This window comes from Pulveribacter sp., from assembly GCF_032079985.1.
Lineage (GTDB): Bacteria > Pseudomonadota > Gammaproteobacteria > Burkholderiales > Burkholderiaceae_C > Melaminivora.
The window spans coordinates 552,164-566,014 of record NZ_DAMATK010000001.1; the positions used below are offsets into that span (position 1 = coordinate 552,164).

The following is a 13,851-nucleotide window of genomic DNA, read 5'->3' on the forward strand; positions in this document are numbered from 1 at the left end:
TCTTGAAGCGCGGCCCGCCGGCCTCATATGGGCAGGCGTTCCGGCTGCGCCGGCTTTTGTTTTTTGTCCAACCCCGTCTTTGTTTTCACGCATGAGCAACAAGCATCAGCATTCCTTCCAGGCCGAAGTGGCGCAACTGCTGCACCTGGTCACGCACTCGCTGTATTCCAACAAGGAAATCTTCCTGCGCGAGCTGGTCTCCAACGCCTCCGACGCCTGCGACAAGCTGCGCTTCGAGGCGCTGAACGATCCCGCCCTGTACGAGGGCCAGCCCAACCTGGAGGTGCGCGTGTCCTTCGACAAGGCGGCGCGCACCCTGACCATCGCCGACAACGGCATTGGCATGAGCCAGCAGGAGGCCATCGAGCACCTGGGCACCATCGCCAAGAGCGGCACCAAGGACTTCATGAGCCGTCTCTCCGGCGACCAGAAGGCCACCGCGTCCGAGCAGGGCCAGCTGATCGGCCAGTTCGGCGTGGGCTTTTACTCCGGCTTCATCGTGGCCGACCGCATCACGGTGGAAAGCCGCCGCGCCGGCCTGCCGGCGGCCGAGGGCGTGCGCTGGGCCAGCGCCGGCGCCGGCGAGTTCGAGGTCGAACAGATCGAGCGCCAGCAGCGTGGCACCAGTGTCATCCTGCACCTGCGCGAGGACGCCGAGGAGTACCTGAACGCCTGGAAGCTCAAGCAGATCATCGCCAAGTACTCCGACCACATCAGCCTGCCCATCCTGATGGAAAAGGAGGAGTGGAAGGAGTCCGAGAAGGAAGGCGAGCCCGGCGGGATGGTGAAGACGGGCGAGTGGGAAACCGTGAACAAGGCCAGCGCCCTGTGGACGCGGCCCAAGAAGGACATCACGCCCGAGCAGTACCAGGACTTCTACAAGGCCATCAGCCACGACCACGAGAACCCGCTCGCCTGGAGCCACAACCGCGTTGAGGGCAATACCGAATACACGCAGCTGCTGTACATCCCCGCCAAGGCACCGTTCGACCTGTGGAACCGCGACAAGCAGGCGGGCGTGAAGCTGTACGTCAAGCGCGTGTTCATCATGGATGACGCGGAAAGCCTGATGCCCGGCTACCTGCGCTTCGTCAAGGGCGTGATCGACTCGGCCGACCTGCCGCTGAACGTCAGCCGCGAGCTGCTGCAGGAGTCGCGCGACGTGCGCCTGATCCGCGACGGCTCGACCAAGCGGGTGCTGTCGATGCTGGAGGACCTGGCCAAGCATGACCGCCACGACGCGGGCGAGGGCGCGGACGGCGTGACCGACGTCGTCAGCGAGGAGGACAAGGCCAAGGAGGGCAAGTACAGCCAGTTCTACGCCGAGTTCGGCGCGGTGCTCAAGGAAGGCCTGGGTGAGGACTTCGGCAACCGCGAGCGCATTGCCAAACTGCTGCGCTTTGCCTCCACGTCCAGCGACACTCCCAGCGTCAGCCTGGAGCAATACAAGGCGCGCATGAAGGAGGGCCAGCAGGCGATCTACTACATCACCGCCGACACCCTGGCCGCCGCCAAGCACAGCCCGCAGCTGGAGATCTTCCGCAAGAAGGGCATCGAGGTCCTGCTCATGACCGACCGCGTGGACGAGTGGGCGCTGGGCTACCTGCAGGACTTCGACGGCACACCGCTGCAGTCGGTGGCCAAGGGCGCCGTGGACCTGGGCCAGCTGCAGGACGAGGCCGAGAAGAAGGCCGCCGAGGAGGCCGCCGAGGCCTTCAAGCCGCTGCTGGCCAAGCTCAAGGATGCCCTCAAGGACAAGGCCGAGGACGTGCGCGTGACCACGCGCCTGGTCGACTCGCCCGCCTGCCTGGTGGTCTCCGACGGGGGCATGAGCACCCAGCTGGCGCGCCTGCTCAAGCAGGCCGGCCAGGCCGCACCCGAGTCCAAGCCGGTGCTGGAGGTCAATCCCGAGCACCCGCTGGTGCAAAAACTCGACGGCAGCGTGCACTTCCACGACCTGGCGCACATCCTGTTCGACCAAGCCCTGCTGGCCGAGGGCGGCCTGCCCGAGGATCCGGCCGCCTATGTGCGCCGCGTGAACGCGCTGCTGGCCTGACGCTCTGGCGGGGGTGCGCGTGGATAATCCCCGCGCTACCCCACGCCCTTGCCCATGCTGCGCTTCTTCCTGCTTTTTCTCACCCTGCAGCTGTCGCTGTTTGGGCTGAACATGCTCAACTGGGTGCAACAGCACCTGGTGTTGCCCTGGACGGCGCTGCTGGCGCGCATCTGCGCGGGGCTGGTTACCTGGTTCGACAGCAGCGCCGCCGCCCAGGGCAAGGTGCTGTGGAACACGGCCACCGGCTTCGGCGTGTCCATCGAGCCCGGCTGCAACGGCATCGAGGCCTGCATCGTGCTGTTCGCCGCCGTCATGGCCTTTCCTTCGACCTGGCGGCACAAGCTCGTGGGCCTGGCCGCCGGCTTCGCGGCCGTGCAGGCGCTGAACGTGGTGCGCGTGATCAGCCTGTTCTACCTGGGCCAGTGGAGCAAGGAAGCTTTTGACTTCGCGCACGAATTTCTCTGGCAGGGCCTGATCATGCTGGACGTGCTCGTCGTCTGGCTGCTGTGGGTGCGCGCCGGGGCACGCGACCGCGCGGCCAGCGAGCCGCCGCCGCCCGACGAGCCGCCAGCACCGCCCGTGGTGCGCCCCAGCGTCACGCCGCGCGCGCCCTCGGGCTCGGTCAGCTCGTCGCTGGACCTGTCCCCGCGCTGACGAGGCCATGCCGATGCATCCCGCCGAAGAATCCCCCGCCGACGCCCCGCGCCGTCCGCCGGTGCTGGTGCGCTTTGCCCTGTGGGCCTTCGCCGGCGTGGTCGGCCTGACGCTGCTGTGGACACAGGCCTCGCCCTGGCTGTCCTATCCGGTGGCCGCCGTCTCGCACGTGGCGCTGGAGCAGGTCGCGCCCATGTGGGTGCGCAGCGTGCACAAGCGGCCTGGCCTGATCGAGGTGGATACCACCGTGGAGGTGGTCGCGCCGCAGTCGGGCGGGCGCCGCGGCGAGGTCACACTGGACGCCGACCCCGGCCGCTACGCCTTCGGCCTGCCCATCTTCTGGGCCCTGCTGCTGGCCGCCTGGGGTGCGGCGCGGGCGCCGGGGCGGTTGCAGCGCGCGCTGCTGGGCTACGTGCTGCTGCTGCCCGTGCAGGCCTTCAGCCTGGTCATGTACCTGCTGATGCAGCTGGTCGGCGCCACCGGCCTGGACGTGCGTGCGCTGCGTGTGGAGCAGTGGCAGGTCGAGGCCATTGTTTATGGCTACCAGGTGGGCGTGCTGGTGCTGCCAACGCTGGCGCCGGTGCTGGTGTGGCTGCTGCTGGATCGCAAGTTCTTCACCGACGTGATCGTGCACGGCTGGAAGCAGTCGCTGCAGGCCAAGAGGCGGCCCGCTGCCCGGGAGAGCGCCGGTGGCTGACAGGCGCCGGCTCATCCGCAGCTTCGCCGCAGCGGCAACTCTGGCCCTGGCCTGCATGGGCGCCCGGGCACAGCCGCCTGCCGACGCTGGCGCCGCGCTGCTGCAGGCCGCCCGCGAGGGCGATGCGGCGGCCGTGCGCGGCCTGCTGGCGCAGGGCGCGCCCGTGAACGCGCGCGACGCCCAGGGCAGCACGCCGCTGCTGCTGGCCACGGCCGGCGACCACGTGGAGGTGGCGCGCTCGCTGCTGCTGGCCGGCGCCGACGTGAACCTGCAAAACGACATGCGCGACAGCGCCTATCTGCTGGCCGGCGCGCAGGGCCGCCTGGAGATCCTGCGCATGGCGCTGTCCTATGGCGCCGACCTCAAGAGCACCAACCGCTACGGCGGCACCGCGCTCATCCCGGCCTGCGAGCGCGGCCATGTGGAGACGGTGCGCACGCTGATCGCCGCCGGCGTGGCCGTGGACCACGTGAACCGCCTGGGCTGGACCTGCCTGCTGGAGGCCATCGTGCTGAGCGACGGCGGCCCGGCGCACCAGGACATCGCGCGCCAGGTGCTGGCCGCCGGGGCCGACGTGAACCTGGCCGACCGCGACGGCGTCACCCCGCTGGCGCACGCGCGCCGGCGCGGGCAGGCGGAGATGGCGCGCATCCTGGCCGCTGCCGGCGGACGCTGAGCCGGCGCTACCCTCATCAGGCGTGCAGGGGCTCCTCCTGCATGGCCTCGATCTGCTCGTGCAGCAGGTCTACCTGACCGCGCCAATAGTCGCTGCTGCCGAACCACGGGAAGTTGATCGGGAAGATCGGGTCCTGCCAGCGCCGCGCCAGCCACGCGCTGTAGTGGATCAGGCGCAGCGTGCGCAGCGGCTCGATCAGGATGAGCTCGCGCCGGTCGAAGGGGCGCAGTTGCTCGTAGCCGTCCAGCAGCGCCGACAGCTGCTGCGTGCGCTGGCGGCGTTCGCCCGACAGCAGCATCCACAGGTCCTGCACGGCCGGGCCGGTGCGCGCGTCGTCCAGGTCCACGAAGTGCGGGCCGCCGCCGCGCTCGTCCACGGGCGTCCACAGCACGTTGCCCGGATGGCAGTCGCCATGCAGCCGCAGCAGGCTTGCGTCTTTCAAGCTAAATTGGCCTCCAGCGCCCGTGGAATAAGCGCCAGCAGCTATCAATTCAAGAGCTTTATCGCACGCGGTCAGCCAAGCGGTCTGCTGGTCCATGGGAATGATCTGCTGCGCCAGCAGCCAGTCGCGCGGCTCCTGCCCGAAGCCCTGCAGGTCCAGCGCCGGCCGGCAGGTGAATGGCCGCGCCGCGCCCACGTTGTGGATGCGCGCCAGAAAACGGCCCAGCCATTCCAGCACCTCGAAGTCGTCCAGCTCCGGCGTGCGCCCGCCGCGCCAAGGACTGACCGAAAAAGCGAAACCCGCGTGGCGGTGCAGCGTGCCGCCCTCGATCGCCAGGGGTGCCACCATGGGCACCTCGGCCGCCACCAGCTCCTGCGCGAAGGCGTGCTCCTCCAGGATCTGCGCGTCGCTCCAGCGCCCCGGGCGATAGAACTTGGCGACCACGCGGCTGCCGTCCTCCAGCACCGCCTGGTACACGCGGTTTTCGTACGAACCCAAGGCCATCAGGCGGCCGTCGCCGTACAGGCCGATGCTGGCCAGGGCGTCCAGCACGGCATCGGGCGTCAGGGTGGCGTAGGGGTGGGAAGGATCCGGGTCAGGCAGCGGCATGCCGGGCATTGTCTTCGGGGAAGGCCCGCGCTGGGCACTGGCTGTTGCAGGTCGGGTCGGCACAGGCTCCGGTTTTGCAGGCGCAGGCCAACCTCACTAGAATTCGCGCCTCCTGCAAGACTGCTCGCGTTAGCGCCGCGATGTGCGGCAGGGCGCCCACGGCTGTTTGCGCAACGCCGGCCTCTTACGGATCTCCCATGCTCCTGACCAATTCCGTGCCGTCCAGCGGTGTGTGCCGCGGGGTGGCGTGTTGAGTGCCGCGCCGGATTTCTCCCTGGTGGTGGCGACCGTCGATCCCGACGGCCGGCTGCTGCATGCCCTGCTGGACAGTCTTCTGGCCAGCAGCGAGCGCAGCTTCGAGATCATCGTCGCCGACCAGCAGGTCGATGACCACCTGGCGGCCGTGGTGGCTGCGTTCACCGGCCGTCTGACGCTGCGGCATCTGCGGCTGCCCACGCGCGGCGCATCGGCCGCGCGGAACGCGGGCGCGGCCTTGGCGCGCGGGCGCTGGATCGGCTTTCCCGACGACGATTGCGTATACCAGCCCGACACGCTGGCCATGGCGCGGCGCGTGCTGTCTGCGCCGGGTGTGCGCATCGCCACGGGCCGGACTGTGGATGCCGCGCAGCAGCCTTCCGTGCTGCGCTGGCGCCGCATGGCCGAGGATTTCGACCGCTGGACCATGTTCGCCTGCGTGACCGAGGCCACGCTGTTCGTCGAGCGGACACTGTTTTTGGCGGCGGGAGGGTTCGACCCGCGCTTCGGACCCGGCGCCCCCTTCCCGGCGGCCGAGGGCGTAGAGCTGGTGGATCGCCTGCTGGGCGTGGGCGCTGGCTGGCGCGCGCGTTTCGACCCTGCCATCCAGATGCAGCATCCCAACAAGATTCCACCCTGGAACCGCTGGGCCGTCCAGCGCTTTTATCGTTATGCCCAGGGTGACGGCGCCTTTGTGGCACGGCGTCTGCGGGGCCATACCCTATGGTGGGTGACGCGCACGCTCGGTTCGGCGGCCGTGCAGACGCTGGCGTTTCGCGGCTGGGTAAGCGTGGCCCATGCGGCCCGGATTGCCGGCATCGGCGTCGGCATGTGGCGCTATGCCCGGTCCTGCGGCAGACAGCGCGGCCTTCGAACGGGTGGATGAATGCGCGGTCTCAAGTACGTTTCGCCAGCGGATACGACGGGGTATGCCGTGGCTGCCAAGGCCTACCTGCGGGCGCTGGCTGCGGCCGGCGTGCCGCTGCAGTGGGTGCCGCTGCGCTGTCCGGGCGCACGTTACCAACCCGTGCCTGCACGCGAGGTGGTGGAAGACGACCTGCGTCCGCTCGCGCACCGGCCCGTGGATTACGACACTGTGCTGCTGCACTGCGTGCCGGAGTACTACCCCGGGTGGCTCGCGCGCGAGCGCGCCCCAGGCCGGCGCATCGTCGGCTACACGGTCTGGGAGCTGGAGCGGCTGCCCGCGCACTGGCCCGCACTGCTGAACCAGCTGGACGCAGTGATCGTGCCCTGCCGCTGGAACGTGGAGGTGCTCCGCAACAGCGCAGTGACGGTGCCCATCCACGTGGTGCCGCACCTGTCGCAGTTCGGGGGCGTCCCGGCCTCTGCTACGGCCCAGGCGTCGCTGCTTGCGCGGCTGGGGGGGGCGCAGGCGCTGCAAGGCCGCTTCGTGTTCTACACCATCGGCTTCTGGACGGCGCGCAAAGGCACGGAAGACGTGTTGCGCACCTACCTGGATGCCTTCACCAGCGAAGACCCGGTCACGCTGGTGGTCAAGACCTCGGCCAAGGACCTGACACGCTGGCATCGCCACTGGCGTGCAGGTTTTCGGTTGCGTCACCCGCGTCCTTCGCACACGGCGGCGCTGCTTGCCGCGAGCCGCCCCGCGTCGCCCTCTTGGCATGTCATCGACGACGAGGGCCTGACCGATGGCGAGATGCAGGCTCTGCACACCCTGGGGCATGCCTTCGTCTCCCTGACCCGTACCGAGGGCTGGGGGCTGGGCGCCTTCGATGCTGCTCTGTGTGGACGGCCCGTGGTCATGACCGGCTACGGCGGGCAGGCCGACTTCCTACCGCCCGAACTGGCTTGCTTGGTCGACTACCGGATGGTGCCGGCGCACGAGCCCGTATGGGCATTCAGCTATTCAGCGCGCGACCGTTGGGCGGCCCCCGACACCGCGCAGGCCGGGCGCTGGATGCGTGCCTTGGCCGCCGATCCGGTGGCAGCCAAGGCACGCGGAGCGGCGCTTGCCGACCATGTGCAAGCCGCCTTTTCGCCCGCGCAGACGCTGACCGCGCTGCGGGCTGCACTGCAGGAGCCGGGATGATTCCCCGCACCTTCCACTTCGTCTTCGGCCTGAAGCCTCAGACGGAGCCATTCCACCTGATGTACTACCTGTGCCTGGCTTCATGCCTGGCGGTAGAGAGGCCGCGAGCCGTCGTGCTGCACTACCAGCACGAGCCCTGGGGGCCGTGGTGGGACCGGATCCGGCCGGCATTGCAGTTGCAGCGGGCCGAGCCCTGCGCACTGGTCGAGCACTTTCGATACTCCGACCCTGCCATCGCGCGCTACCGCTATGCCCATGCTGCCGACTTCGTGCGGCTGCAGGCCCTGATCGCCGAAGGCGGGGTGTATGCCGACATCGACACCCTGTTCGTGCGCCCCCTGCCCGAGTCCCTGTGGCGGCGCACGACCTGCGTGCTCGGCGAGGAGCGTTCGCCCGATCCCGCTCAACCCTCGTACTGCAACGCTTGGATCGCGGCGCCGGCCGCCGACCCCTTTTGCCGCGCCTGGCTGGAAGGCATGGCAGAGCGCTTTGACGGAAGCTGGAGCGGGCACTCCACGCTGCTGCCCTATACGCTGGCGCGGCGCCTGCCGGGGCGCCTGCACGTGGAGCCACAGACGTCGTACTACGCATTCGACTGGCGGCCGGAGCGCATCGATGACCTGTTCCTGCGTGACTGCCCATTGCCCCCACAGGCCTACAGTCTGCATCTCTGGAATCACCTGTGGTGGTCTGCCGAGAGGCGCGACTTCTCGCGCTTTCATGCCGGCCGGCTGACACCCGAATACGTGGCATTCGCAAACACCACCTACGCGCGCTTGGCCAGGCCGTTCCTGCCGGAAGACCTGGCGCCAGACAGGGCTGCCTGGCATCGACAGCGTTTGCAGGCTTTCGTCCAGGAGTGCAGCCACCCGCTACGTGCGCTGCGCGAGGCGTGGAGGCGCTAGTGCTGAAAGGACAGGCCTGGGCCTGGCTGCGCGCGCTGGGCGCCGACGTGCTGACGCTGCAGCGCGACGTGCGTCGCTTTCTGGTGCCGGCGCACCGCCGGGCATTGCGCCGCATCGCCGTATTCAGCGCCGTCTTCTCGCTGCTGGAAATGCTCGTTGCCGCTGCAGCACTGCCTTATGTGGCCTGCCTGGGCGAGCGCCAGTGCGGCGTGGTGGGCCACGTCGCGGCGGAGACGGGCGCCGATCCGGTCATGACGTATTCGGCTCTGCTGCTGGCGCTGATGTCGGTCAAGATGCTGGCCGACATGGGCCTGCAATGGCGAGTGGCGGGCTTTCAGCAGGAGGTACAGAAACACACCGTGCTACGCCTGCTGTCCGCGTACTTTGCACAGGGCTGGACAGGCTACCGCCAGCGCAACCGCAGTGACTACTTCCGGCGCTGCACGATCACCGCTGTCGATGCTGCGTACGCTTGCCACCTGGCGGCGTCCGCCATCGCAAGCGCATTGCTGGTGGTGGTGTTGACGGCGCTGATGGTGGTGGTCAGTCCGTGGGTGTCGATCGCGCTGGCGCTGGCATTTCTGGGCCTCAATGGCTTGGTGCAACGCTTTGTCGGTGCGCGCCAGAAACGGGCTGCGCATGTGCGCGAGGACGCGCTGCGCCGCTGGCACCTGGGCATGGGCGAGGCGCTGGACGCCTTCCAGGAACTGCGAGTCCACGGCGCCGAGGAGCATGTGCTGCAGGGCGTCGCCGTGCAGCTGCAGGCGCTCGCGCGGGCCAACCGCTGGCTCGCGTTCATGCCGGTATTGCCACGCGTGGCACTCGACTATTTGGCCTTCACGGTGGTGCTGGTATGCGTGCTCGCTTGGTCCTGGACGGGGCGCCCGTTGGGTGGGTTACTGCCCTATCTGGTGTTTTACGCCGTGGTTGCTCGCAGCCTATTGCCGGCCATGATGCAGTTGCTGAGTATTCGCACTTCCCTGCGCGGAGCGGCGCTCAACATACAGCTGGTGTGCGACGAACTGGCAGCGGCCGCCTCGCACCGCCGCGACACGCCGGCAATGGACACGGTCGACGGCGCGCCGGCGCTGCGACTGGAGGGCGTGGAAGTCACCCATGCCGGGCACGCGGCGCCAGTGCTGCGGGCGGTGTCGGCGCAGGTGGAGCGGCCTGCCTGGGTGGCGCTGGTAGGGCCTTCCGGCGCAGGCAAGAGCACGCTCCTGGATGTGGTGGCCGGCCTGCAGACGCCCACGCGCGGATCGGTCGTGTGGCAGAGCGACGCAGGTGGGCCGCCGCGGATTGCCTACGTGCCGCAGCATGTGGCGATCCTGGATGCGAGCCTGCGCGAGAACGTGGTGTTCGGTGTGGACGCCGGGTGCGAGGATGCGGTGGGCGAGGCGTTGGCCGTGGCCCAGCTCGCCGACAAGAATCCGGAGCAGGGAACGTTGCAGCTGTCGGGAGGGGAGCGGCAGCGCCTGGCAATCGCGCGCGCCGTCTATCGCAAGCCGGACCTGCTGCTGCTCGATGAGGCCACTGCCGCCATGGACGAGGCCACCGAGGCGGCGCTGTTCGAGAGCCTGCGCGCGGCCCTGCCGCAGGCCACGGTGCTGTTCGTCACCCACCGCCTTGCCTCGCTGCGGTTCGCCCAGGTAGTCTGGCGGGTGCACGAAGGGCGGGTGGAGCACTCGACATGACGCGACCGGTGGCGGTGCTGCTCAGTCCTGTGCTGCCGCAGCCGGGAGGCAGTGGCCGCGCCCTGCGGGCCTGGGATTGGCTGCAGGAGTTGTCCGCGAGCCATGAAGTGCACGTGTGGACGGCAGAGGCAGAGGCAGCGGGCACTGCAGGGCAGTGGCCGCCGGGCACGCTGCTTTGGCATGGTCCCGCCGACGTGCGTACTCCGCTGCCCTGGCAGCGCCGGCTGGGCTGGCTGGCGCCTTCGCTAAGCGTTCGCTGGCCGGGCACGGTGGCGCACTGGCAGCTGCCGGCTGAGTCTGCGCCTGCTCTCTCAGCGATGGCGGCCGCGATCGGAGAGCGCCGCGTCGCACGCCTGGTCGTCTTCCGGCTGTACCTGCACGGAGTCTCAGACTGGCTGCGTGCCAGGCTGGTAGTAAACCGCGCCGAACTCGATCTGGACGACTGGGACTCGTCCACGTTGGCCAGCATTGCAGGCACGCACTGGCGCATGGGCCGCCGGGTGGAGGCAGCGCTGGCACTGCGCGAGGCACAGCAGTACCGGGCCCTGGAAGAGCGGGTGCCGAGGAACTATGACGCGGTATGGCTGGCTGCCCCTGAAGACTGCGCGGCCTTTGCGGGTGCAGGCCTGCGCCCCAACCGGCTCGCCGCGCCGGCGGTCACCCCTACCAGGTCGCGTGCGGCGGCCGGACTGCGTATGCTCTTCGTTGGTCGGCTCGACTACCCGCCAAACCAGGAGGCGGCGCTGCTCCTGGCCACCCGCATAGTCCCTCTGCTGCGTCAGCGGCTGGCGCTTCCGTGGACGCTGACGATTGCCGGTGCCCGCCCGCCAGCGTGGCTGCTCGCCCAGCTGCATACAACACAAGGGGTGGAGGTGGTGGCCGACGCGTCGGATCTGGCTCCGGTCTATGCCGCCAGCACAGTTGCCCTGCTGCCCCTGGCAGGCGGCGGCGGCACCAAGCTCAAGACGCTGGAGGCCCTGGCTTGGGGCCTGGCCGTGGTCGCCAGTCCGCAAGCGGTGCGCGGCCTTGCCCTGGAGGCGGGGCGGCACTACCTGCCGGCGCGCACGCCCGAGGAGTTCGTACAGGCGATGCTGGCACTGCAGGCCGCCCCGCAGCGTGTTGCTGCCCTGGGTGCGGCAGGCCGCATCTGGGCCGAAACGGCCGCCAAAGGGGCGCTCTGATGGCCGGTGGCGTCATTCTCTACGACTTCCTGGAGGCGCGCGGGGGAGCTGAGCGGGTCATGCTGGAGCTGGCTGATGCACTGCAGGCCCAGGCGCTGTGCTACGGCTACCGTAATCCACGCTGCTATCCGCTGTCGGAGCTGAGGCCCTTCCTGTGCCACGACCTGGGCGTGCCCTGGCGGGCGCCCGGCTTGCGCGACGCGGCAACGCTGCTGGCCTTCGCCGGCTCCAAAGCGCGCGGCGTGGCAGGGTACGACTGGGCTGTGTTCAGCGGCTCACTGGCACCTCTGGCCGTCCACCACCGCCAGGGGCGCCGCAATTTTTACTATTGCCATACGCCCCCACGCTTCGTCTACGACCTACGTGCGCACTACCTAGCTCGTCTGCCCACGCTGCTGCGCCCCTTGCTGCATGCCCTTGCTCAGCAGCTGCGGCCCCGCTATGAGGCCGCCCTGGCCGGCATGGACATGGTCTTGGCGAACTCGGAAAACACGCGCCGACGGCTGCGCCTTTACCTGCAGCGCGAGGCAGAGGTGATCTACCCGCCAGTGGACACCCAGCGCTTTCGGTGGATTGCCGATGGCAACTACTTCATCTCGTTGGCGCGGCACGAAGACCTCAAGCGCGTGGACCGCATCGTCCAGGCCTTCGCGTGCATGCCGTCGCAGCAGCTGGTGGTGGCGTCCGGAGGTTCGCGCACCGGCCAGCTGCGCCGCCTGGCCGCTGGCGCGCCCAACGTGCACTTCACGTCCTGGCAGACGGACGCGGGGCTTGCCCGGCTCATCGGTGGCGCGCGCGCCAGCATCTACATTCCTTACGACGAAGACTTCGGTCTGTCCCCCGTGGAGAGCATGGCTGCCGGAAAGCCGGTGATCGGCGTGGCGGAAGGAGGATTGTTGGAAACGGTGCTGGAGGGGGAGACGGGCCTGCTGCTGTCACCCGATCCGGGGGTGGATGCCATTGTGCAAGCGGTGCTGCGCATGGACGCCGCGCGTGCGCAGGGCATGCGCTCCGCATGTGAGGCACGGGCTGCTCTGTTTGCACGCGAGCGCTTCACGGACCGCATGCGCGCCCTGGTCCACGGAGGATGAGCGGCGTAGCCCGGACGCCACGGCCCGGGCGCCAGGCGCAAGCACTGCGAAACGCCCGTGTGGCGCCGCGGTTTCAGGCTCCGCCGCCCAGCTGAGCGAACGGCAGCTGCTGCTTGACCAGGATGACGGTGCACGGCGCGTCGCGCGCCACGCGGATGGGCACGGTGTCGATGAAGCGCTGCAGTTGCAGCCCGTGGGTGGCGGCGCCCAGGATCATCATGCCCACGCGGTTGCCCTCGGCGTAGCGCACCAGGGCCTGGGCCACGTCGCCGGCCTCCAGCACGTGGTAGCTGGCGCTGTGGCCGTCCAGGGACAGGCCGGCCGCCCATTGCTTGAGGCGCGCCAGGTGCGTGCGGTGCAGCGTGGTCTCGCTGCGGGCGCTGTCGGAGCTGCTGGCTGCCGACGCCTTGATGACCGTCACGCAGGCCAGCCGCGCGCCGGGACGTATGCCCAGCGAGCGCGCCACCGCCTCGCGCAGCGAGTACAGCGTGGCATCGCTCACATCCTCGTGCGGCACGGCCACCATGACGATGGGCGAGCGCTCGATCTGGTCGTGCGGCAGCGGGCTGGGCTGGTAGTGCATGCCTGCGGCGCGGATCCAGCGCTTGAAGTGCCGGCGCAGGCCCGGCCCGCGCGTGCGCCGGCCGCGCTCGGTGATCACCACCTGCTCGGGGTTGGCCAGGTCGAAGGCCAGTTGCGCGGCCGACGGGTAGCGCTCGGCCGCCACGGGCTCCAGGCAGCGCAGGATGACCTCCTGCAGCCACTCGGGCAGCCCGGGGCGGTGCGCGCGCGGGGGCTGGGGCGTCATCCACAGGCGCTGGCGCAGGCCCCCCTGGGTGGCCGGCGCGCCGAACGGCAGCTCGCCGGTGGCCAGCTCGTACAGCATGACGCCGATGGCGAAGATGTCGCTGCGCAGGTCGCCGCGCACGCCCACCACCTGCTCGGGTGCGATCCAGGCGGGCGAGCCCACGGCCTTCCTCATCTCCTCGGCCAGCAGGTCGGGGTAGTGGGCGTGGCAGGACAGGCCGAAGTCCAGCAGCGCCACGCTGCCGTTCTCGCGCAGCAGCACGTTGGCGGGCTTCAGGTCCAGATGGCAGACGTTCTGCTCATGGATGCTGTGCGCGGCAATCGCTAGGGCGCTGCCGATGCGGGCGATAGCTGGCGTGTCCGCCACCGCGCCGCCGGGGCCGGCGTGGGTCTCGTGCCAGTGGGCCAGCGTCTGGCCCTCGATGTACTCCATGGCCAGGTAGGGCAGCCGCACCAGGTCGCCGGCCGCCACGAAGCGCGGCACATGGGGGCCGCTGAGGGTAGGCAGGATGGTCAGTTCGACCTCGAAGCTGACGATGGTCTCGGCCCCGTCGCGCACCGTCATGCGCGGGATCTTCATGGCCAGGGGAAAGCCCGGGTCACGCGCCGCGTTGGCATAGCCCACGCGGTAGATGTGGGCCATGCCGCCGGAGTGGATGCACTCGTGCACCACGAAGCCGTCGATCTCGGTGCCGGGGGCCAGCAGCTTCATG

General features: G+C 69.5%; 12 protein-coding genes. 10 read left to right on the plus strand and 2 right to left on the minus strand.

The window, feature by feature from the left end:
- Positions 1–91 precede the first annotated feature (91 nt).
- The 4 genes from htpG to RT282_RS02545 are packed head-to-tail and all read left to right on the plus strand — an operon-like array spanning position 92 to position 4,083.
- Complete coding sequence (htpG, locus tag RT282_RS02530; RefSeq protein WP_313311579.1) at positions 92–2,056, plus strand: molecular chaperone HtpG; 1,965 nt, start codon at positions 92–94, stop codon at positions 2,054–2,056.
- Between the two features lie 54 nt (positions 2,057–2,110).
- A complete protein-coding gene (xrtH, locus tag RT282_RS02535) occupies positions 2,111–2,710 on the plus strand; it encodes an exosortase H (protein WP_313311581.1) in 600 nt (199 codons plus the stop codon).
- 7 nt (positions 2,711–2,717) lie between these two features.
- Positions 2,718–3,407 (plus strand): exosortase H-associated membrane protein, encoded by a 690-nt coding sequence (locus tag RT282_RS02540; RefSeq protein ID WP_313311583.1) that lies wholly within the window; start codon positions 2,718–2,720, stop codon positions 3,405–3,407.
- A gap of 55 nt (positions 3,408–3,462) precedes the next feature.
- The gene (locus RT282_RS02545) at positions 3,463–4,083 is read left to right on the plus strand and encodes an ankyrin repeat domain-containing protein (RefSeq protein ID WP_313312587.1); all 621 of its coding nucleotides are present in this window, start codon (positions 3,463–3,465) and stop codon (positions 4,081–4,083) included.
- A gap of 16 nt (positions 4,084–4,099) precedes the next feature.
- On the opposite strand, the gene RT282_RS02550 is transcribed toward RT282_RS02545, so the two are convergent.
- Complete coding sequence (locus tag RT282_RS02550) at positions 4,100–5,134, minus strand: serine/threonine protein kinase (RefSeq protein ID WP_409519432.1); 1,035 nt, start codon at positions 5,132–5,134, stop codon at positions 4,100–4,102.
- Positions 5,135–5,381: 247 nt separating this feature from the next.
- Between RT282_RS02550 and RT282_RS02555 the strand changes: the two genes are divergently transcribed.
- The 6 genes from RT282_RS02555 to RT282_RS02580 are packed head-to-tail and all read left to right on the plus strand — an operon-like array spanning position 5,382 to position 12,331.
- A complete protein-coding gene (locus tag RT282_RS02555; RefSeq protein WP_313311585.1) occupies positions 5,382–6,275 on the plus strand; it encodes a glycosyltransferase in 894 nt (297 codons plus the stop codon).
- Positions 6,276–6,323: 48 nt separating this feature from the next.
- Complete coding sequence (locus RT282_RS02560; protein WP_313311586.1) at positions 6,324–7,460, plus strand: hypothetical protein; 1,137 nt, start codon at positions 6,324–6,326, stop codon at positions 7,458–7,460.
- A complete protein-coding gene (locus tag RT282_RS02565) occupies positions 7,457–8,365 on the plus strand; it encodes a glycosyltransferase (protein WP_313311588.1) in 909 nt (302 codons plus the stop codon). The genes RT282_RS02560 and RT282_RS02565 overlap by 4 nt, the downstream gene beginning before the upstream one ends.
- Entirely contained in the window at positions 8,365–10,059 is a 1,695-nt protein-coding gene (locus RT282_RS02570; protein WP_313311589.1) for an ATP-binding cassette domain-containing protein, read from the plus strand. The genes RT282_RS02565 and RT282_RS02570 overlap by 1 nt, the downstream gene beginning before the upstream one ends.
- Positions 10,056–11,240 (plus strand): glycosyltransferase family 4 protein, encoded by a 1,185-nt coding sequence (locus tag RT282_RS02575; RefSeq protein ID WP_313311590.1) that lies wholly within the window; start codon positions 10,056–10,058, stop codon positions 11,238–11,240. Before RT282_RS02570 ends, RT282_RS02575 begins: the two co-directional genes overlap by 4 nt.
- The gene (locus tag RT282_RS02580) at positions 11,240–12,331 is read left to right on the plus strand and encodes a glycosyltransferase (RefSeq protein WP_313311591.1); all 1,092 of its coding nucleotides are present in this window, start codon (positions 11,240–11,242) and stop codon (positions 12,329–12,331) included. The genes RT282_RS02575 and RT282_RS02580 overlap by 1 nt, the downstream gene beginning before the upstream one ends.
- A gap of 73 nt (positions 12,332–12,404) precedes the next feature.
- Here the strand turns inward: RT282_RS02580 and RT282_RS02585 are convergent, their stop codons facing one another.
- Positions 12,405–13,850: a bifunctional serine/threonine-protein kinase/universal stress protein gene (locus RT282_RS02585; RefSeq protein ID WP_313311592.1), complete on the minus strand. Its 1,446-nt coding sequence runs from the start codon at positions 13,848–13,850 to the stop codon at positions 12,405–12,407.
- Position 13,851: the final 1 nt, after the last annotated feature.

What these genes read in the sequence shown, in the direction of transcription:
- RT282_RS02540 (WP_313311583.1), top strand. Translation starts at nt 2,718, where the DNA reads ATGCCGATGCATCCCGCCGAAGAATCCCCCGCCGACGCCCCGCGCCGT.
- xrtH (WP_313311581.1), top strand. Translation starts at nt 2,111, where the DNA reads ATGCTGCGCTTCTTCCTGCTTTTTCTCACCCTGCAGCTGTCGCTGTTT.
- RT282_RS02575 (WP_313311590.1), top strand. Translation starts at nt 10,056, where the DNA reads ATGACGCGACCGGTGGCGGTGCTGCTCAGTCCTGTGCTGCCGCAGCCG.
- RT282_RS02545 (WP_313312587.1), top strand. Translation starts at nt 3,463, where the DNA reads ATGGGCGCCCGGGCACAGCCGCCTGCCGACGCTGGCGCCGCGCTGCTG.
- RT282_RS02550 (WP_409519432.1), bottom strand. Translation starts at nt 5,134, where the DNA reads ATGCCGCTGCCTGACCCGGATCCTTCCCACCCCTACGCCACCCTGACG.
- htpG (WP_313311579.1), top strand. Translation starts at nt 92, where the DNA reads ATGAGCAACAAGCATCAGCATTCCTTCCAGGCCGAAGTGGCGCAACTG.
- RT282_RS02580 (WP_313311591.1), top strand. Translation starts at nt 11,240, where the DNA reads ATGGCCGGTGGCGTCATTCTCTACGACTTCCTGGAGGCGCGCGGGGGA.
- RT282_RS02585 (WP_313311592.1), bottom strand. Translation starts at nt 13,850, where the DNA reads ATGAAGCTGCTGGCCCCCGGCACCGAGATCGACGGCTTCGTGGTGCAC.
- RT282_RS02565 (WP_313311588.1), top strand. Translation starts at nt 7,457, where the DNA reads ATGATTCCCCGCACCTTCCACTTCGTCTTCGGCCTGAAGCCTCAGACG.